Genomic DNA, 19958 nt, shown 5'->3' with positions numbered 1-19958 from the left:
CACCATCGCGCCCCGCACTGATCGGGGCGCGATTTTTTACGCCCGAGGGCGTCCCCGCGCCTACTTCACGCCGGCGGCCGACTTCACGGCGTCGGTAAGCCCCTCGGCACCATCGACGTGCTGGTCGGATGACGCGACATTGCGCAGCCCCTGGTCCTGCGGCTCGCCGCCGACGTGCACCACCGTGACGTCGACGCCCTGGTCGGTGAACGGCCTGACCGCGTTGGCAAACTCCTCGTCGTTTCCGGCGTCAGCGGTGCCGGTGGTCACCACGACGATCCGCACTGGCTCGCCCCACTGCGCAGCGGCGCCGGCCGCGGCGAGGACCGCCTCGCGGGTCTGCGGAACGCCGCCGGTGAGGAAACGATGCACCGCCTGGTCGACGTCGCCCGCGTTACCCGTCAATGCGACGTTGTCGCGGTACCCGCGCGTCACACCCGGATTGAGCGGCGAGGAGTAGTTCCACAGGCCGACCATCTTGCCCCGCTCGCCGACCGCACCTGCTGCTGCGCCGACCGCGTCCTTCGCCGGCTCGATGTACGGTGCCATGCCATCCGACGTGTCGAGCAGGAACAGCGTGTTCTGCACCTGGCCGGCCGCGGAATCGGACTCCGGAGCGTCCTTCTTCGCGCTCGCCTTCGCGTCGCTGTGGGCGGCGTCGGCGCCGTCGTTTGCGGTGCCGTCGGTAAGCGCGGCCCCACCCTCGGGGAGCGCCGCCGCCCAGACCATCTCCGCGATCACGGGCTGCTGCGGGTCCTGCCCATCGAACTTGTCGGCCGAGAAACGCGCCAAGTCCTGGCCCGCCCGCGACTGGTCCTCGGTCACGTCGCCGGCCGCGTTGAGCGGGATCGCCGCGTAGGACACGGCGGCATCGATCGGGGTGAACGTGAGGCCCTCGGGGACGGCGTCCTCGGACGTCGCGACGAAAGTGTCGTCAGCTCCGTCGAAGCCGTCGAGCGAGTCGACACGCTGATCAGTCAGCGCCTTCACCGCCGCCTGGTCGTCGCCCTTCGCCAGCGTCCCGGCGACGACGGCTGACGCCGACGGCTCGTCGCTCGCTGCGAAGCGCATCTTGTCCAATCCGACCTGGTCAAGCTTCGCCTCGGCCTTTCCGGACAGGCCGACCGGCTGGTTGGCCACGATCGCCGGCTCCGACACGGCAGCGGTGCGCTTCGCGTTCGCCAGCTGCTGCTGCGTGACCGGCGTGTTCGGCGCGAGGTAGACCGCCGCATCCGCAACGTTGTCCACCAGCTGCGGCTTGACGCAGTGGTCACGGACCACGGGCGCGCTCTCCTGGTAAGTCTTCAGCAGCTGCTCGGCGACCGCGTGGTCCGACGCCGCGACCGGGAGCGTGACGTCGCCGGCGACGCACTCGCCGCCGCCCTGCGCCTCGTCGGCGTCGGTACCGCGACCGAAGATGAACCACAGCAGCCCGGCGATGAGCAGCAGGACCACGAGCAGCGCAATCAACGCCTCGCCGGACAGCCTGTAGTTGTTCTTACCGTTGGAATGCCGTGCCATGTATACCGCCTTGTCAGCCGAGTCTGCTTGGATGCGCAGCGCGCAGGTAGCGCCTTGCCGCAATCTTATCCGTGCTGCACGCGTTCTAAGAGCGCGACAAGCCGATGACGCAGTGGCGCGGCGTCTTCCGCCAATTTCCGCTGCCGGCGGACGTACTCCGCCTTGCCTTCAGCTGTCTCGATCGGCACGACTCCAAACCCGAGCTCGCGGCAGTCGTACGGCGAGGCCTCCATGTCCAGCCTCCGCGCCTCGCGCGCGAGCGCGAACGTGTCCAGCAACAGCTCGCCGGGGACGAGCGGGCCGAGCTTGGTCGCCCACTTGTACAGGTCCATCGCCACGTGCACGCAGCCTGCCTGGTCGTTCGCCGCCTGCCCCTCGCGCGTGAGCACGGTCAGGTTCAGCGGGCGCGCCGGCGGCGTGAAAAATCGGTACGCGTCAAAGTGCGTGCACTTGAGCTGATGCGCCTCAACCACAGCATCGGTCCCGGCGCGCCCCAGTCGCAGCGGCAACGCGTGGCGCGGGGTGTCCGTTCGGTAGACCATTGCCCATTCGTGCAGGCCGAAGCAGTCAAAGTGCGCGGGACGCTTCTCGACGCCCCCGAGCACCCGCCCAACCGCCTCCACGTCCCTCCCGCGGTGGGCGACAAACGCCCCGACGTCCACGCCAACCGTGCCATCGGCGTTGACGCGGTAATCGCGCCAGGTCGCGTGGGGGAGGGCGGTGGCGTCGGCAAGCGTGCGCCCCACACCCGGGTGCCAACGGCGCAGGTGGGCGGGGCGGAGCGGGTAGTACTCGAAGAGGAAGTCCCACACCGGGTGCGCGACGCCGTGCGTGCGGCGCTCCAGGTGCGGGGTGATCCACTGGTCCGCGCGGGCCTCGTGCGCCGCGATGAGCGCCTCGTACTCGCGCGGCTGGAGCACCTCCGGTCTATTCGTCCTCATGGGTCCAGTCTGCGACGGTGCCCACGTACTCCTCGATGAGGTCCTCGAGCGCCAGCACGCCGACCAGCTCGCCGTTGTCCCGGACCTGTGCCATGTGGGCGGAGCGCCGGTGGAGGGAGGTGAGGGCGTCGTCAAGCGTCTGCGCACCGTCGACGATGGAGAGGGGGCGGATGCGCTTCTTGGGCACCAAGGGATCGGCGTCGTCGGACTCCATGAGGTCCAAGATGTCCTTGACGTGGATGTAGCCGACCAGCACGCCCGGCTCCGTCTGGACGGGGAAGCGGGAGTACCCCGTATCGCGCACCGCTTCCTCCACGGCGGAGAGGCGGATGCCGGACGGCTGCAGCGTGATGGTCTTCAGATCCGGCAGGCGGATCATCACTTCCTTCAGGTTGCGGGTCTCGGAACGCAGGGCCTTGGCCAGGCGGGCGGTCTCCTCGGCGTCGAGCAGGCCCTCCTCGCGCGACTCCTGGATCATGTTGGCGAGCTGCTCCTGGTCGACCGTGGAGTCCAGCTCGTCGCGCTGCACGATGCCGAACGCCGCAAGCGTCTTGCGGGCGATCCAGTTGAGCAGCTCAATGACCGGGCGCGTGAGCTTGATCCACACCGTCATCGCGCCGGTGAGCCACATCGCCGTGGTTTCGGGGCCGGCGATAGCGATGTTTTTTGGCACCATCTCTCCAAGCAGGATGTGCAGGTAGGAGATGATCACCAGCGCGATGGCGAAGCTCACCGGGTGCAGCAGGTTCTCGGGCAGGTTGAGCGCCAGGAACGGCACCTCGATGTAGTGCGCGATCGCCGGCTCGGCGACCTTACCCAACACCAGCGAGGCGATCGTGATGCCGAACTGCGCGCCCGCCAGGTAGATCGACAGGTGCTCGGTGGCGTCGAGCACGCCCTTGGCGTCCTTCCTTCCCTGGGCGAGCAGGTTTTCAAGGCGGTCGCGGCGCGACGACACCAGCGCAAACTCGGCGCCGACAAAGAACGCGTTGGCCGCGAGGAGGAAAATGATCAGCAGAATTGCGACCCAAATACTCATCGACGCTCACCTCCAGCAACTTCCTCAGCCTGCGCGGGGGAGACGGGGCTGAGCAGCACCCGGTCCACGCGGCGGTCATCCATGGCGGACACGCGCCCGACCCACGTTCCGGCGCCGCCGGACTCGAACCCCTCCTGGAAGTTCTCCGCGGCGTTGGGCAGCACGACCTTGTCGCCCAGCTTGGGGATCCGCCCCAGCACGGACATGATCAGGCCGCCGAGGGTTTCGTACGGGCCTTCCGGCGCGGTGTAGCCGGTGGTGGCGGTGACGTCGTCAAGCCTCACGAGCCCCGAAACCTCCCACGAGGTGCCGATGCGCTGGAAGTCGCGTTCCTGCTCCTTGTCGTCGTACTCGTCGTAGACCTCGCCGAGGATCTCCTCCACGACGTCCTCGATGGTGACCAAGCCCTGCGTGCCTCCGAACTCGTCGGCGACGAGGACGACCTGCGACCCGGCCTGGCGGACCCGGTTGAGCACCGAGTCGCCATCGAGCGTGCCCGGCACGAACGGCACCTCGCGGGCGAGGGAAGCCAGCTTCGTGGTGGCGCGGTCGGCCTTGTCCACCGAGAACGCGTCTTTGATGTGCACCACGCCGATGGTGTCGTCCAGGTCGCCGCGGCGCACCGGGAAGCGCGAGTGGCCGGACTGGCGCGCCAAGGCGATGAGGTCGGCGACGGTGTCGTCGGCATCGAGCGCGTCGATGGTGGAGCGCGGCGTCATGACCTCCTCGGCGGTGGTGTCGCCGAACTGCAGCGAGCGGTCGATCACCGCGGCGGTCTCGGCGTCCAGGCCGCCCGCCTCTGCGGAGCTGCGCACCATCGCGGTCAGCTCCTGGCCGGAGCGCGCCGACGCAAGCTCATCGGCCGGCTCCATACCGAGCTTGCGCACGACGAAGTTCGCCGACCTGTTCAGGAAATTAATGAAGCCGCGGAAAAAGCGGTTGAACGCGTTGACCGGCGGGACCACGAACCGGGCGGTGCCCAGCGGGTTGGTGATCGCGATGTTCTTGGGCACAAGCTCGCCGAACACCATGGATAGCAGCGTCGCGACGATTAGCGCGAGCACCATCGCCACGACGCTGGATGCGTCCTTGTCCAAGCCGACCAGCTCAAGCAGCGGGGCGAAGTACTTGCCCAGCACCGGCTCCGCGAGGAAGCCGGATGCAAGGGTGGTGAGCGTGATGCCGAGCTGCGCGCCCGAGAGCGCGAACGAGAGGTTGGCGTGGTCGCGCGCGACGGCTTTGGCGCGCTTGTCGCCCTTTTCCCTCACGTGCGCGTCGACCGCCGAGCGCTCCAGCCCGGTCATGGCGAACTCGATCGCCACGAACAGGCCCGTTGAGGCGGTGAGCAGTATGAATCCCGCAAGGGAGAGGATGGATATGAGTATGTCCATTATTGTTGCGCGTTAGCGCCCGTGACTCCTTCGTGTTCGATTCCCGCGCCGCTTGTTGCGGCCGGAGGGCTTCGCTTGACGACGCCCACGCGCAGGTTGTCCCGGCGGCGGCAGGGGAGCGCCCTCCGGCTTGCGTGCACCCGTGATCTTAACTAACGCTTCAGACATCGGGGTGACGCGGACCTCGCGCGCGTCGACACCCGCCTTCTTGAGCAACTTTTCCACTTCCTGGCGCTGGTCGTCCATGACGAGCGTGACGACGGTGCCGGACGTGCCCGCGCGGGCGGTGCGCCCGGCGCGGTGCAGGTACGCCTTGTGCTCGGCGGGCGGGTCGACGTGGACGACGAGCGAGACGTCGTTGATGTCGATGCCGCGCGCCGCGATGTCTGTGGCCACGAGCACGGGCGTGGAACCGTCGCCGAAGCCCTCGATCGCCCGCGTGCGCGCGCCCTGGCCCTTGTCGCCGTGCAGGCCCTGCGCGTTGATGCCGACGCGGCGCAGCTTCGTCACCTGGCGGTCCACGCCGTGCTTCGTGCGCATGAACATGATCGTTTTGCCGTCGCGAGCGGCGATCTGGATGACGATCTCGTTGCGCTCCTCGCGGCCGCCGACGAGCAGCCGGACGTGCTCCATCGTGTCCACCGCCGCCTCGACAGGCGCGGTCGAGTGCGTCACCGGGTCGTGCATGTAGCGGGCCACGAGCTTCTCGACGTCCCCGTCAAGCGTCGCCGAGAACAGCAGCCGCTGCCCGTTCTCGGGCGTGCGGTCGAGCAGCTTGCGTACCTGGGGGAGGAAGCCCATGTCGGCCATCTGGTCGGCCTCGTCGAGCGTTGTGATTTCCACCGCGTCGAGGGAGAGCTTCTTCTGGTCGATGAGGTCCTGCGCGCGCCCCGGCGTGGCCACGAGCAGGTCGACGGGGGCGGCAAGCGCGCGGATGTGCTTGTTCACGTTGACGCCGCCCACGACTTCGAGGATGCGGAGGCCGAGGGCTGCGGCGGCGTCGTCAAGCCTTTCGCGGATCTGCGCGGCGAGCTCTCGGGTGGGCGCGAGCACGAGGCCGCGTGGATGGCCCGGGCGGCTGGGAGCGCCGGCGAGGCGGGCGAGGATGGGCAGGCCGAACGTGAATGTTTTGCCGGATCCGGTGGGGCCGCGGCCGAGGACATCGCGGCCGGCGAGCGCGTCCGGGATCGCCGCCTCCTGGATGGGGAACGGGTGCTCGATGCCCTGGCGTGTGAGCACTGTGACCACGGGTTGTGGCAGGCCGAGTTCGGCGAAAGTAGTGGGAGACGGTGTCGACGATGTCATTGCGACCACTTTAGCGCGCGAAAACCCCAAACCCTATTAGACGCACGCGGCGGGCCTGCGGTTCCCTCCGCGGCAGGTTTTGGAAGACTTCTCACACTTTGCCGTTTACGCTGGTCAGCGCGTTGTGGTGCGGCTATGCTCTGGGGCATGACGCTTATCGACGCCCTCATCCACCACGACCGCAACGGCATTGCCATCATCGCCGATGCGGCGGAGTCGAGCGTCGACGCGCTGGTCGACCGCGGGATGGAGCGCGATCGCGCTGAACAACTGATGGGCGCGGCCGAGGTCTACTTCGGGCAGGTGCGCAACCGCCGGGCGCAGGACGCGTGCGTCGCGGCGGCGCGCGAAAATCAGCACCGGTTGGAGACGCTGGCGTTTATTGCGCGGTCGTCGAGAAGCTTGGAGACAGACGCGGACCGGTGGAAATACCGCACCACGTTGTGCGAAACGCGCGGCGACCTCCGCGCGATCACACGGCGGGCCAGGGCGTTGAAGAAGGAACTGCAGCCGGCGCGGCCGCGGGAGCCGAAGGCGAGCGTCACGTTCCACGACCAGGGCTGGTCCACCATGCACCTCACCGCGCGCACCAGCGACGTGCTGCCGCTGTTTGAGGCGGCGAAGGGCGACCCGGCGGGCTGGGCGAAGGGCGGAGGCGCGACCGCGGCCCCCGCGGCGGCGTTGACCACGGTGCTCAACATGGACATCGGCGACTTTGCGCAGTGGCGCAAGCACCCCGAGCGCACCGAAGAGATCGAGGTGCAGCTCACCAACGGCGAATGGCTCACCGGCGCGGAGCTGATCAACCGGAAGCTGCGGGAGTCTGGGTACATCGCGTTGATCTCGCCAACCGACGGGCCGATCAACCTCTACGGCACCACGCTGCGCCACGCGTCCCGCGAGATGCGCCTCCTCATGAGCGCGGATGCGCCCACCTGCGCGTGGAAAGACTGCAACCAGCCCGCGGACTTCTCGGAGGCGCACCACATCCACGAGTGGTCGAAAGGCGGGACGACGACGATTGACAATCTCTGCTGGTTGTGCACGTACCACAATCGGCAAAACGGCCGCCCGCACCGCGGCCGGATGGAGCGCGTCGACGGGCAGATCGTATGGAAAAGCCCCGGAGGCTACGTCACGCCCCGGGGCAGAAACCACGGCGATCCGTGGGTGCGCGCAAAACGGTTGGCCACCACAGCGGCGACCGGCCCGCCCGATAAGTAGGTTTTGCTTACGCGTCGATCTCTTCGCGGCTTCCCGACCACGTGGTGTGGTAGGTGCCGTCCATGTCGACGCGCTTGTAGGTGTGCGCGCCGAAGAAGTCGCGCTGGCCCTGGATCAGCGCTGCCGGGAGGCGGTTCGAGCGCAGCGAGTCGTAGTACGACAGCGACGACGCGAAGACCGGGACCGGCAGACCGAGTTGGGTGGCGGTGATGACGACGCGGCGCCAGGCGTCGATAAGCCCGCCCTCGAGCTCCTGCTTGAAGTACGGGTCGAGCAGCAGGGAGGGCAGCTTGGGGTCGTTCTCGTAGGCCTCGGTGATGCGGTTGAGGAACTTCGCGCGGATGATGCAGCCGCCGCGCCAGATGCGCGCGAGCGCGCCCGGCTCGAGATCCCAGCCGTACTCCTGCGAACCGGCGTTGATCTCGTCGAAACCCTGCGCGTACGCGACGAGCTTGGAGGCGTAGAGCGCGCGGCGCACGTCCTCGACGAAGGCGTCCTTGTCCACGCCGAGGTCATCGAGCGTGGTCACCTCGCCCGCGGGCAGCCCGATGCGCTGGGCGGCCTCGCGCTGGGCAATTGCCGACGACAACGCGCGCGCAAACACCGCCTCGCCGATCCCTGTGACCGGCACACCGAGGTCGAGCGCCTCCTTGACGGTCCAGCGGCCGGTGCCCTTTTGGCCGGCGGCGTCCAGGATGACGTCGATGAACGGCTTGCCCGTCTTCGCGTCGGTCTGACGCAGCACCTCGGCGGTGATCTCGATGAGGTAGGAGTCCAGGTCGCCCTCGTTCCAGGTGCTGAAGATGTCCGCAAGCTCGGCGGGCGTGAGGCCGGCGCCGTAGCGGAGGAGATGGTAGGCCTCGCCGATCACCTGCATGTCGGCGTACTCGATGCCGTTGTGGACCATCTTGACAAAGTGGCCGGCGCCGTCGGGGCCGATGTGGGTGACGCACGGGGAGCCGTCGACCTTCGCGGAAATGTCCTCGAGCAGGGGACCGAGCGTCTCCCAGGATTCCTTCGGGCCGCCGGGCATAATCGACGGGCCGCGCAGCGCTCCCTCCTCGCCGCCGGAGATGCCGGCGCCGACGAAGTGGCGGCCGCGCGCGGCGACCTCCTTCTCGCGGCGGATCGTGTCGGTGAACAGAGAGTTGCCGCCATCGATAATGATGTCTCCGTCATCCATCGCGGTTGCGAGCTGGTCGATCACCGCATCGGTCGCGGCGCCGGCCTGCACCATAATGATCGCCTTGCGCGGGCGCTCGAGGGAAGCTACGAAATCTTCGATGGTCTCCGAGGGGACGAAATTCCCTTCGGCGCCGTGCTCAGCCATGACGGCGCGCGTCTTTTCCGGCGAGCGGTTATAGATGGCCACCGTGTGGCCCTTGGAGGCGAAGTTGCGGGCGAGGTTGGAGCCCATGACGGCCATGCCAACGACGCCGATCTGGGCGAGTCCGGTAGCGGGGGATGCATCAGTCATGCGCTTGATTCTACGCGCCGCGTTCGGGCGGGCGGTAGAGTGTGCACATGGAGACGCACGATTACCGCAGCCGCTTTGCCCGAGAGCCGCTGGTCGAGCCGCTGAGCGCGGACGAGCTGCGCGACCTCAACGCGCACGACATCGGGTTCGGCCCGCACATTGGGCTCGTCATCACCGCGTGTTCGGCGGAGCGCACCGAGGGCTACGTCGAAGTGGGGCCGCAGCACTTGCAGCTCACGGGTGTGGTGAATGGGGGCGTGTATGCGTCGATAGGCGAAACGATCGGCTCGATGGCGGCGATCGCGGCGGCGGGCCGCCCGGCGCTGGGGATGAGCAACTACACCGACCTGCTCGGCGGCGTTACCGGCGGGCGGATCGAAGCGGTCGCGCGCCCGGTGCACACCGGCAAGCGCACGCACCTGTGGCGCGTGGAGCAGCGTAACGGCGACAAGCTGGTTGCGGTGACGAACCTCAAGCTCATGCTTGTCGACGCCACGTAACACCTACAGCCAGTTATTTCGCCTAAACCACCAGTACATGATGGCCATCGACGCAAACATGACGATGAGCACGACCGGATAGCCGTAAGCCCAGCTCAGCTCGGGCATGTTCTCGAAGTTCATGCCGTAGATGCCGGCGATCATCGTCGGGGCGGCGGCCATGCCGACGACGGCGGAGATGGTGCGCATGTCGCTGTTTTGCTGCATGCTGACTTTGGCCACGGAGGCGTCGAGAAGCGACGAGAGGCGCTCGTCGAAGCCGAAGAGGTGGTCGCTGGCGATGGTCGCGTTGTCGACGACGTCGCGGAAGTACGAGCGCAGCGTTTTGCGGAGCAAGTCCTTGTGGCTGACCAGGCTGTTTTTTAGCGCCGGCGCGAGCGGGTCAATGGCGTGCCGCATCTCCAAAACCTCACGCTTGTACATGTAGATCTTGTCGATGTTGATGTCGCGCCGAGGGGTGAACACTTCGTTTTCCAGGTCGTCGACGTCGATGCTCAGCGCCTGGGCGACGCGCAGGTGGTTGTCCACCGCGTAGTCGGAGACCTTCCACGCCACGGCCGCGGGGCCGAGGATGGCAAGCTCCTCGTCCTCCTCCAGCTGGGCGGTCAGGTCGGGGAGGGGCGCGTTGTGGCGGATCGTGATGGCGAAGTTGGGGCCGACCACGATCTGCACCTCGCCAGTGGAAATGATCTCGCGGGCGTCGGAGACCTCTTCGTCGTCGCGGTAGTAGACGGTGCGGATGACCAGGAAGAGCTGGTCGTCGTAGCGCTCCACTTTGGGGCGCTGGTGGGCGTCGATGACATCGTCGACGATGAGGTCGTGTAGGTCGAAGAGCTCCGCGATGCGCTCCATCTGCGTCGTCGTCGGCTCCTTGAGCGACAGCCACACGAAGGCGTTGTCATGCTGGTTGACGCGCTCGAGCGCCTGCGCCACCCGCGCGTTGCCGGGCTGGCGCTTGCCGTCGACGAAGATGCGGCAAAAATCAATCGAGCGTTCTATCGGCACCGGGACGTGTTGAGCAACTGGTGCGAAGTTCTTCTTCGGCCGTTGACGTGGAAGAGGAATCCGAGGCGGCATAGCAGCCTCCCTTCGTGTGACGGACCGGCCGGGCCGGTTGCAACGGGCAGATCGTGGCTTAGCCGAAGCGAAGCCCTTAAAAAATACTACGCCCTCCGCGCGAGCGCGAACTCGCGGCGGAGGGGAAGACGTGGCGTCGATAAGCGACGAGCCCGGGGTGCTAGTGAACCTCGAGGCCGCGAGAGCGGAAGATGTCTCGGATGTGCTCGACGTGCTCGGGCGACGGCGGAGTGACGTCGTCGAGCTCGTACGGCATACCGATCTTCTTCCACTTATCGGCGCCCATGTTGTGGAAGGGGAGGACCTCGACGCGCTCGACGTTGTTGGTCCAGCGGGCGACGATGTCGGCGACGTTGTTCACGTTCTCCTCGGAGTCGGTGTAGCCGGGCACGACAACGAAGCGAATCCAGACGCGCTTGCCCTTCTCACTGAGGCGGTCGCCGAAGTCGATGGTGGGCTGCAGCTGGCGCTTGGTCACGCGCTGGTACGTCTCCTCGTCGCCGGACTTCACGTCGAGGAGGAACAGGTCGATGTTGTCCAGGTCCTCGTCGCGCAGACGCGCGCCCAGGTAGCCGGAGGTGTCGATCGTGGTGTGGATGCCCGCGGAGTGCACCATCTTCAGCAGGCGGCGCGTGAACGCGATCTGGAACAGCGGCTCGCCGCCGGAGAGGGTGAGGCCGCCGCCGGTGGCGTCGAAGATGCGCTTGTAGCGCTTCACGCGGTTCGCCACAGACTCGACGGATTCGAGGGTGCCTTCCTTCATCTCCATCGTGTCGGGGTTGTGGCAGTACAGGCAGCGCAGGGGGCAGCCGGACAGGAAGATGGTCATGCGGGTGCCGGGGCCGTCGACGGCGGTGACGAGCTCCCACGAGTGGACGAGCCCGATGTCGCCGGTGCGCCGCGCCTCGAGCAGCTCGGGTCGGGTGATTTCCATGTCGGCGTCGGCGGTGCCGCCAAGGCCCGCGGCGACGCCTCTGATGCGTTCGCCCTGCTGGGGTTCGAGTGTGACTACGCCGGTTGTGCCATCTTGCGCCATGGCTGGCCTCCTGTGCTGTGTGCTTATCGACGCGCCCCACCGCCCACCCCGAAGGGCGAGTCAGTGGGGCGCTACGTCCTGGTTACGCCGCTGGTTATGCGCCGCGGTGGAAGGTGCGCGAGATCACGTCGCGCTGCTGCTCCTTGGTGAGCTTGACAAAGTTCACCGCGTAGCCGGACACGCGAACCGTCAGGTTCGGGTAGTTCTCCGGGTGCTCCATTGCGTCCTCGAGGGTGTTCTGGTCCAGCACGTTGATGTTGGCGTGGTACAGACCGGAGTTCATGTTGTTGGCCTCGCGGGAGGACTTCATGGAAGCCATACGGTCTTCGAAGGTGTGGGTAGACATTGTGGTGTGCTCCTTTTCGGGGAAGTGGTGATTAGTGGGGTATTGAGTTGTCCGTTGCCGGTCGGCCGGTGGGCCGACCGGGCGGGCCCGGGTTTATGCCGGGTGGATCTCTGCGTCCGCGTTGTCCATGATGAAGCCCGCGTCGAGGACGCCGACCAGGTTCTTGACCTGCTCGTCCTTGTTACGGCCGAGGCCGGACGGGGTGATCGTGTTGGTCAGCGAGATGCCGTCCAGCGCGTCGTTGTAGTCGAGCTTACCCACGGACAGCATGGAGGCGACCATGCCGTGGTTGTCGGCGCCGTTCTCCGGGTTTGCGCCCGGTGCGAACGGAGTGCCGGCCTTGTGCCCGGACGGGAACGCACCGGTGGCCTTGCCGTAGACCACGTTGGAAGTGATGGTCAGGACGGACTGGGTCGGGATCGCGTCGCGGTACATCGGGATCTCTTTGATCTTCTGCATCACGGTGTGGACCACGGTGGCGGCGATGTCGTCAGCGCGGTCGTCGTCGTTGCCGTAGAACGGGAACTCGCCCTCGGTCTTGTAGTCGACGACCAGGCCGGATTCGTCGCGAATCGGCGTGACCTTCGCGTACTTGATGGCGGACAGCGAGTCGGCGACGATGGACAGGCCGGCGATGCCGCAGCCCATGGTGCGAACGATGTCGGAGTCGTGCAGCGCCATCTCGACGGCCTCGTACGCGTACTTGTCGTGGCAGTAGTGGATGATGTTCAGGGCCTCGACGTAGGTGCCGACAACCCAATCCAGCATCTCCTCGTACTTCTGCCAGACCTCGTCAAAGTCCAGCGGGCCGTCGCCGGTGATCGGGGTGTGGCCCTCGGTGACCTGCTTGCCGGTGACCTCGTCGCGGCCGCCGTTGATGGCGTACAGGAGGGACTTCGCCGCGTTGACGCGGGCGCCGAAGAACTGCATCTGCTTGCCCACCGGCATCGGGGAGACGCAGCATGCGATGGCGGCGTCGTCGCCCCACTGGTCACGAATCTGCTTGTCAGACTCGTACTGGATGGAGGAGGTCTCGATGGAGATGGCGGAGCAGAACTCCTTGTAGCCCTCCGGAAGCGCCGGGTCCCAGAAGATGGTGATGTTCGGCTCCGGTGCCGGGCCCAGGTTGCGCAGGGTCTGCAGGAGGCGGAACGAGGTCTTGGTGACCTGGTGGCGGCCGTCGGAGGAGAAGCCAGCGTCGGACCAGGTTGCCCAGTACGGGTCGCCGGAGAAGATCTGGTCGTAGTCCTCGGTGCGCAGGAAGCGGACGATGCGGAGCTTGAGCACCAGGGCGTCAATAATCTCCTGTGCGTCTTCCTCGGTCAGCGTGCCGTTGGCCAGGTCGCGCTCGAAGTAGATGTCGAAGAAGGGGGAGAGGCGGCCGATGGACATTGCGGCACCGTCCTGGCTCTTCACGGAGGCGAGGTAGCCGAAGTAGGTCCACTGCACGGCCTCGTGAGCGTTGGTCGCCGGGCCGGAGATGTCGAAGCCGTAGTCGGCTGCCATCTTCTTGAGCTTCTTCAGCGCCTTGATCTGCTCAGCGTGCTCCTCGCGGTAGCGTGCCCAGTGCTCGGAGAAGCCCTTGTCCAGGGAAGCGTCCTTGGCGGCGAGCTTGTCCTCGATGAGCTTGTCCACGCCGTAGAGGGCGACGCGGCGGTAGTCACCGATGATGCGGCCGCGGCCGTATGCGTCGGGCAGGCCGGTGACAATGTGGGAGGAGCGGGCCGCGCGGATGCGCGGGGTGTAGATGTCAAAGACAGCGTCGTTGTGGGTCTTGCGGTAGGAGGTGAAGATCTTCTTCACGTCCGGGTTGACCTCTTTGCCGGCCTCCTTGATGGCCTGCTCGACCATGCGCCAGCCACCGTTCGGCATCATCGCGCGCTTGGTCGGGACGTCGGTCTGCAGGCCGACGATCACGTTGTCGTCTTCAGAGATGTAGCCGGCCGGGAAGGCGTCGATGTCTGCCGGGGTCTCGGTGTCAACGTCGAAGACGCGACGCTCGCGCTCGACGGAGAGGTACTTCTTGTCCAGCGTGTCCCAAACGCGGAGGGTCTTTTCCGTCGGGCCGGCGAGGAACGATGCATCGCCGTCGAAGGGGGTGTAGTTGCGCTGGACGAAATCGCGAACATTGATCTCGTCGGTCCACGGGCCTTCGGCAAAGCCGTCCCATGCGGTGTTCTGCGATGCAGCAGTTGTAGCAGTCACTTTGAAAAACGATCCTTCTAGTCTCGAGGGTTTTCCACGATGGGGACGCGCTAGCACTTTCCCAGGTTCCCGTTCAACATCTGCCACCGGAAGTCGTTCCGGCCGATGATTTGAAGCGCTACCATCGTTGTGTCCCAATTATAAGGTGAGACCATTGCGAACCCGCTACTTTCAACCGTGTGACCTTGGCCACCGGGGGTGAATTACCCCCGCCGACACAGCAAAAGGCCCGGTCGTGTGGACCGGGCCTCGAATCGCGGGTGTAGGCGGGGGTACGCTACTGCACCCGACGGGGGGAGTGCTTAGTTTTCGCCGTTGGTATCGCGAACCTCTTCAAAGGTGTCCTCAGCGCCGTCGACGTTGGCGCGCAGCTTGTCCAGCGCGTTGCGGCCGTGCTGCTGCTGCAGCGTGGTGGCGAGGTTGTAGCGATTCGGGGTGAGCGCGTTGTTGGTCCAGGTGTACATGGACACCAGGCGGTTGCGCACGCCGACGAGGAAGGAGACGTGAACTGCCAGCCACATCATCCAGCCGAGGAAGCCTGCGACCTCGACCTTGCCCATCTTCACCACGGCGTTGTAGCGGGAGACGATCGCCATAGAGCCCTTGTCAAAGTACTCGAACTCGTCGCGGGCGGACGGCGCAACGTCGTGCTCGACCTGCTCCTTGATGATCCGACCGACGTACTCGCCGGACTGGATCGCCACCTGAGCAACGCCGGGGAGGCGGTTGCGGTTCATCATGTCGCCGATGATGAACAGGTTGTCCTTGTCGCCCACGGTGAGGTCCGCGTTGACCGGAACCTTGCCGTTGCGCTCTGCCTCGACGCCGACCTGCTCGGCGATCTGCTTGCCCAGCGGGGACGCCTGCACGCCTGCGGACCAGATCTTGGTCGCCGCGCGCAGCGTCGTCTCCTCGCCGGAATTGGTGTCCTTGTAGGTGACGCTGCCGGCATCCACGTTGGAAACCAGGGCGTTGAGGACGACGGTGACGCCCTTGCGCTCCAGCTCACGCTGCGCCTTCTTGCCCAGGCGCTTCCCAAATGGCGGGAGGACCTGCGGCATGCCGTCGATAAGCACGATCTTTGCTTGCGACGGAACGAAGTTCTTGAACTGGCCCTTGAAGGAGCGGTGGGCCATCTCGGCCACCTGGCCAGCCAGCTCGACGCCGGTCGGGCCTGCGCCGACGATGACGAAGGTGAGCAGCTCGTTGCGCTCTTCCTCGGTCTCGGCGAGCTCTGCGCGCTCGAAGGCGGAGACGAGGCGGGCACGGATTTCGAGGGCGTTGTCCACGGTCTTCAGGCCGGGGGCGAACTCGGCGAACTGGTCGTTGCCAAAGTAGGACTGGCCGGCGCCCGCGGCGACGACGAGGGAGTCGTACGCGTAGGAGCGGGTGAACGCGCCCTCGTTGGCGGTAACGGTCTGGCCCTCAACGTTGACGTCGGTGACGTCGCCACGTACGACGCTCACGTTGTCCTGGCCCGCGAGGATCTGGCGGACCGAGGTGGCAATCTCACCGCTGGAAAGCAGGCCGGTCGCCACCTGGTAGAGCAGCGGGGCGAAGAGGTGGTAGTTCGTGCGGTTGATCAGCGTGATGTCCACGTCCGCATCCGCGAGCTCGCGGGCGGCGAACAGGCCACCGAAACCAGCACCAATAATGACGACGTGGTGGCGGTTGCCTGCGGGACGGTACGGCGCTTCTGCCATAGGTAAGACTCCTTGTACCTAATTTAAAGACAAGTCTGGAAATTTCCCCTGCATATACTACGCCGAATTCTTTGAAGCTCCACAGGCGGGTGCCGACGTGGCATCGCCGGGATCCGGCGCGCACCCGCTACCATCAGCCGCGTGACCTCCCCACACGACATGAACGCGTCCAGCGTCCCCGAGCATTTGGCAATTATCGACGCCACCGCGTGGCCCAGCGTGGCCGCAGTCCCCGGAGGGCGACTCGATAGGTGGCGGGCGGGCCGGGCAGAGGCGCGCTTTGCGGCGGCGTGCGCCAACGCCGGCATCCGCGTTGACGGCGATGCCCCGGACGTCGTGGTGGATTACGCGGAGGTGTTCCAGCGCGTCGTCGCCAACGGCTGGGTCGGGCTGGCTGAGGGGTACTTGGCCGGGGAGTGGCACACGCCGGACTCTGAACGGCTTGTACAGGTGCTGCGCAAACTCGTCCAATCCGGCTACGTGCCGTCCACGCTGCGCGTCGCGCCGGCGAGGTCGCACGAGAGCGGGGAAGTGCCGCCCAGCCTGATTCAGCACTACGCGGGCGACGGCGTGAGCCCGTTCCAGGGCCACTTCGCCACCGGCGTGCCGACGCGGGAGCGGGTGCGCGTGAAGTCGTACGCGCGTGGCGCGGGGCATGGCAACGAGCCTGCGCGACACTTCGTGGACGTGACCGAGATCGCCGCGCCCCAGGACGAGGGGACGACCCGCTCGGATTTGGCGGACGCGCAGGCGCGATCCGTAGCAATGCTCCTGCAGGCGGCTGGTGTGCGCGACCGGTCCCGCGTGCTGGAGTATCCGGCGTCCGGACCCGCGGTCACGCTGGCGGCCGGGGACAAGGTCGAGTGCGTGACCAATTCGCCGGAGTCCGCGGACGCGCTGCGCGAGCAGCTCACGTTCGCGGGCGTACCGGGTCAGGTCAGGGTCAAGCGGCTCGGGCGCGGGTACGACGCGGCGGTGTCGCTCGAGCACCTCGAGACGCTGAGCGACGACGACAAAGCCGAGTTTCTCACGCAGCTCGGGTCTGCGGTTGCGCCGGGTGGCAAGGTGGCGATCCAGACGATCGTGGCAGGGCCGGAGATGAATAAGGCGGCGCGGGCGGCGTTGGCGTCGTTGAGGGCGTACGTGTGGCCGGGCCTGAGCTACGCATCCACGGAGACGTTGGCGCGGATTGTGGACCGCAAGACCGGGCTGCGCATCATCGCGGAGACGCACGCGCCTCAGCACCTGGCGACGTCGCTGGGATTGCAGCGCGCCACCTTTGATTCGCACCTGCGCGACGCGGCCGCGGACGGGTTCGATCCGGTGTACCGGCGACTGTGGGTGTGGCAGCTCGCGCTGCGTCAGGCGCTCGCGGAGCTGCGGATGATTGATCTCACGCAACTGACGCTCACGGCGCGGAACCGGCGGGGGCGGCGGTAGATGGAGGGGCGTGGTGGCGTCGAGAAGCGTGGGCCCGCGCGTTAGTTGACATAATGTACATTATCGGACAAATACGCATATATATTACGTCAAGTGACGTAATATAGGACGGCTACTGGTGCATGTTGAGGCGGATGTTGACCTCACCCTGCTCGTCAATCTTGGCCGCCACGAACTCCGGCGACTCGACGCCGTAATCCGCCCGGTTGATCGGGACATCGCCCGCGACGATCAGCGACGAGCCGGAGCGCGCGACGTCGAACTCGTGCGTCACCGTGTTTGTCTCGCCGTGGATGGTCATCTCGCCGGTGAGCTCCACCTTGGCCACGGAGCCGTCATCCGGCACCTGGGATACGTCCGCCGGCTCCGTGACGCGGAACGTCGCCTCCGGGAACTGGTCCGTGTGTAGGATCTTGCGGCGGACGTTGGAATCGCGGACGTCGCTATCGCTCGTCAGGTTGGTCATGTCGACGGTGATCTCGCCGGCAGTGAGCGTGCCGGCCTCAATGTCCGCCGAGCCGCTCACGCCCTCCGTCGAGCCCGAGGTGACCTTCTCTTGGCCCGGGAGGATCTCAAAGAACGTAAAGCCCGCCGACGAGCCGTTTGGGCCCGGGCGTGACGAGACTTCCCAGTGGCCGTCGAGAGGCGTATCGGCGGCCTTGAGGCGCGACTCATCAATGCCTTCGGTCTTCACGCCGTTTCCAAACAGCCCCCCGAGCGCGAGTGGGACGAACGCGACCGCAAGCAGGATGACCACGATGATCGACCCGGCGACGATGAGCAGCGTCCGCCTGCGCTTCAGTGCGGCCTCGTCGAAACTTTTGCCAGCTTCAGTGCCGTTGTGCATACCTGTTACCTTAACCTCTCGATGCTGTGGGACAGATTCACCATTTCGTCACATAAGTGACGTAATTCCTCCGGGGTTGCGCCCTCGCTTGCCGCGGTCTGGACGTCCTCCGCCGCGCACCGCAGCTGATATAGCTGATCGCGCAGGTCAGCAACCTTTTTCGGCGAGAGAATGACCGCGTCCGCCGGGATTTGGGTGCCGGAGAGCGAGTGCCGCTGCTCGTACGCGCGCTGCTTGCACGAGGCGCTACAGAACTTCCTCCGGCGGCCCCTACCCTGCTGCTCGGGCATTTGCCCTCCGCACCAGGCGCACGTGGGCGCCTGCTTTCCTTCGCTAGCCACACGGCAAGCCTAATACACGCCGCCGCGCCAAACCCCATCCGCGGGAACAATGCGGGCAGGTTGACCGTTATACTGTATCGACTGGGAATGCTTGCAATGGCTTGCAGTGACTCGCAATGAAGGGATTGATACAGCATGGCTGATCGTGTGCTCCGTGGAAGCCGCATGGGTGCAGTGAGCTACGAAACCGACAGGGACCACGACCTGGCCCCGCGCCAGATGGCAAAGTACCGTACCCCCGACGGGGAGGTTTTTGAGGTCCCCTTCGCTGATGATGCGGAGATCCCCGAGGAGTGGATGTGCAAGAACGGCCAGCTCGGCACCCTGATTGAGGGTGAGGGCGTGGAGTCCAAGCCGGCCAAGCCACCGCGCACCCACTGGGACATGCTGCGGGAGCGCCGCAGCATCGAGGAGCTTGACGTCCTGCTCGAGGAGCGCCTCGAGCACCTGCGCAAGCGCCGCCGCGCCGCCGCGCGACTGGCAAAGGAGCAGGGCGAGAAGTAAGCCCCGAACATACGCAACGGCCCGGCACAGTGAGTCCACTGTGGTCCGGGCCGTTGGTCGTTGGTGCTTAGCGCTGCTTCTTGGTCGCCTCGTAGCGCACGAGACCGAGGCCCTCGCTGATCATCTCAGTCGCCTGGCTCACCATGTCGGTGACCTTGCCCGGCACCTTGCGCAGGGGGCTGTTGTTCAGCTCGTAGTTGCCCAGCTTCGCGCCCTCGGAGATCATGTTGACCACCTGCTCCGGCAGCTGGTCGGCCTTCGCGCCGAGGCGGGAGAGCTTCGAGTTATCAAGCTCGTACTGAAGCAGCTTGCCGCCCTCCTTGGCCATCTCGCTGACCTTCCAGGACTTCTCCTTCACGCCCCACTTCGTTACCTCGATGAGGGACTGGCCGGCGAAGCTCGCGTCCAGCTTGGACTCGCCCAGCGTGCGGTCCTCAAAAGTAATGGGTACCTCGCGCACGTCGAAGCCGGCGTCGATGACCTTGTGCGCCAGGTCCACCTGGAAGATGTAGCCCTTGTTGGACAGCGCGTCCAGGTCGATGGCCTCGAGGACCTCGCGGCGGAACGCACGGTAGCCGGCGGTCATATCGGCGACGTCGTCACCGAGCGCCAGCGAGATGTACTGGTTGCCCAGCTTGGACAGCAGGTAGCGCTGGCGGGGCCAGTTCTTCGCCTCGCCGCCCTCGACGTAGCGGGAGCCGATCACCAGGTCGCCGCCGCGCTCAATCGCGGTGAGCAGTCGCGGCAGCTCCTCCGGCTTGTGGGAGCCGTCCGCGTCCATCTGGCACAGCACGGCGTAGTCACGCTCCAAGCCCCAGCGGAAGCCGGCGCGGTAGGCGGCGAGCAGGCCCTCCTTGCCAGCGCGGTGCAGGACGTGGACCTCATCGTGCTTCGCCGCCAGCTCATCAGCCTTGTCGCCGGTGCCGTCCGGAGAGTTATCGTCCACGATCAGTAGGTCGACCTCCGGGTTCGCCGTCAGTACGCGCTCCGTAATCAGCGGGATGTTCTCCAGCTCGTTGTAGGTGGGGATGATCACCAGCGTTGCGTTCGCCATGGGCGAT

At 66.3% G+C, this 19958-nt stretch carries 17 protein-coding genes; 4 read left to right on the top strand and 13 right to left on the bottom strand.

All coding sequences use genetic code 11. The features are described 5' to 3' along the window. Positions 1-60: 60 nt before the first annotated feature. The 5 genes from FPP74_RS02040 to FPP74_RS02020 form a co-directional block, all read right to left on the bottom strand. The gene (locus FPP74_RS02040; RefSeq protein WP_144717000.1) at positions 61-1521 is read right to left on the bottom strand and encodes a hypothetical protein; all 1461 of its coding nucleotides are present in this window, start codon (positions 1519-1521) and stop codon (positions 61-63) included. A 65-nt stretch (positions 1522-1586) separates the two neighbouring features. Continuing rightward, positions 1587-2462: a 3-methyladenine DNA glycosylase gene (locus tag FPP74_RS02035; RefSeq protein WP_144716999.1), complete on the bottom strand. Its 876-nt coding sequence runs from the start codon at positions 2460-2462 to the stop codon at positions 1587-1589. Next, positions 2449-3501: a hemolysin family protein gene (locus FPP74_RS02030; RefSeq protein WP_095547064.1), complete on the bottom strand. Its 1053-nt coding sequence runs from the start codon at positions 3499-3501 to the stop codon at positions 2449-2451. The genes FPP74_RS02035 and FPP74_RS02030 overlap by 14 nt, the downstream gene beginning before the upstream one ends. Continuing rightward, a complete protein-coding gene (locus FPP74_RS02025) occupies positions 3498-4892 on the bottom strand; it encodes a hemolysin family protein (RefSeq protein WP_095548209.1) in 1395 nt (464 codons plus the stop codon). Before FPP74_RS02025 ends, FPP74_RS02030 begins: the two co-directional genes overlap by 4 nt. Before the next feature lie 12 nt (positions 4893-4904). Then, on the bottom strand, positions 4905-6197 hold the full coding sequence (locus tag FPP74_RS02020; RefSeq protein ID WP_144716998.1) for a DEAD/DEAH box helicase: 1293 nt from the start codon (positions 6195-6197) through the stop codon (positions 4905-4907). 147 nt (positions 6198-6344) lie between these two features. Here FPP74_RS02020 and FPP74_RS02015 point away from each other — a divergent pair, with 147 nt between their 5' ends. Then, positions 6345-7421, top strand: a complete 1077-nt coding sequence (locus FPP74_RS02015) for an HNH endonuclease signature motif containing protein (RefSeq protein ID WP_167457382.1) — start codon at positions 6345-6347, stop codon at positions 7419-7421. 7 nt (positions 7422-7428) lie between these two features. Here the strand turns inward: FPP74_RS02015 and gndA are convergent, their stop codons facing one another. Further along, the gene (gndA, locus tag FPP74_RS02010; protein ID WP_095276670.1) at positions 7429-8898 is read right to left on the bottom strand and encodes an NADP-dependent phosphogluconate dehydrogenase; all 1470 of its coding nucleotides are present in this window, start codon (positions 8896-8898) and stop codon (positions 7429-7431) included. 47 nt (positions 8899-8945) lie between these two features. Between gndA and FPP74_RS02005 the strand changes: the two genes are divergently transcribed. After that, positions 8946-9398, top strand: a complete 453-nt coding sequence (locus tag FPP74_RS02005) for a PaaI family thioesterase (RefSeq protein ID WP_144716997.1) — start codon at positions 8946-8948, stop codon at positions 9396-9398. 3 nt (positions 9399-9401) lie between these two features. Here FPP74_RS02005 and FPP74_RS02000 read toward each other — a convergent pair whose 3' ends face one another. The 5 genes from FPP74_RS02000 to FPP74_RS01980 all read right to left on the bottom strand — a co-directional run bounded on the left by FPP74_RS02000 (position 9402) and on the right by FPP74_RS01980 (position 15765). Continuing rightward, complete coding sequence (locus FPP74_RS02000) at positions 9402-10475, bottom strand: magnesium and cobalt transport protein CorA (RefSeq protein ID WP_144716996.1); 1074 nt, start codon at positions 10473-10475, stop codon at positions 9402-9404. Between the two features lie 160 nt (positions 10476-10635). Next, positions 10636-11511 carry a pyruvate formate-lyase-activating protein gene (gene pflA / locus FPP74_RS01995; protein ID WP_095276661.1) on the bottom strand — a complete coding sequence of 292 codons (876 nt, stop codon included), beginning with the start codon at positions 11509-11511 and terminating at the stop codon, positions 10636-10638. A gap of 94 nt (positions 11512-11605) precedes the next feature. Further along, positions 11606-11857: an autonomous glycyl radical cofactor GrcA2 gene (grcA2, locus tag FPP74_RS01990; RefSeq protein WP_144716995.1), complete on the bottom strand. Its 252-nt coding sequence runs from the start codon at positions 11855-11857 to the stop codon at positions 11606-11608. 93 nt (positions 11858-11950) lie between these two features. Further along, positions 11951-14062: a formate C-acetyltransferase gene (pflB, locus tag FPP74_RS01985; protein ID WP_144716994.1), complete on the bottom strand. Its 2112-nt coding sequence runs from the start codon at positions 14060-14062 to the stop codon at positions 11951-11953. Between the two features lie 302 nt (positions 14063-14364). Beyond that, positions 14365-15765, bottom strand: coding sequence for an NAD(P)/FAD-dependent oxidoreductase (locus FPP74_RS01980; protein WP_144716993.1), 1401 nt, complete (start codon positions 15763-15765; stop codon positions 14365-14367). 141 nt (positions 15766-15906) lie between these two features. Here FPP74_RS01980 and FPP74_RS01975 point away from each other — a divergent pair, with 141 nt between their 5' ends. Further along, positions 15907-17205, top strand: a complete 1299-nt coding sequence (locus FPP74_RS01975) for a cyclopropane-fatty-acyl-phospholipid synthase family protein (RefSeq protein ID WP_255456033.1) — start codon at positions 15907-15909, stop codon at positions 17203-17205. Positions 17206-17317: 112 nt separating this feature from the next. Here FPP74_RS01975 and FPP74_RS01970 read toward each other — a convergent pair whose 3' ends face one another. Then, the gene (locus tag FPP74_RS01970) at positions 17318-18052 is read right to left on the bottom strand and encodes a YceI family protein (RefSeq protein WP_095548205.1); all 735 of its coding nucleotides are present in this window, start codon (positions 18050-18052) and stop codon (positions 17318-17320) included. A 476-nt stretch (positions 18053-18528) separates the two neighbouring features. Between FPP74_RS01970 and FPP74_RS01960 the strand changes: the two genes are divergently transcribed. Further along, positions 18529-18897 (top strand): RNA polymerase-binding protein RbpA, encoded by a 369-nt coding sequence (locus tag FPP74_RS01960; protein ID WP_095548204.1) that lies wholly within the window; start codon positions 18529-18531, stop codon positions 18895-18897. A gap of 67 nt (positions 18898-18964) precedes the next feature. Here the strand turns inward: FPP74_RS01960 and FPP74_RS01955 are convergent, their stop codons facing one another. Then, positions 18965-19951: a polyprenol monophosphomannose synthase gene (locus FPP74_RS01955; RefSeq protein WP_144716992.1), complete on the bottom strand. Its 987-nt coding sequence runs from the start codon at positions 19949-19951 to the stop codon at positions 18965-18967. Positions 19952-19958: the final 7 nt, after the last annotated feature.

Source organism: Corynebacterium sp. NML180780 (genome assembly GCF_007786415.1).
Lineage (GTDB): Bacteria > Actinomycetota > Actinomycetes > Mycobacteriales > Mycobacteriaceae > Corynebacterium > Corynebacterium gottingense.
Note: the sequence above shows the minus strand (reverse complement) of the source record. Positions and strands in the feature narration are given on the sequence as shown.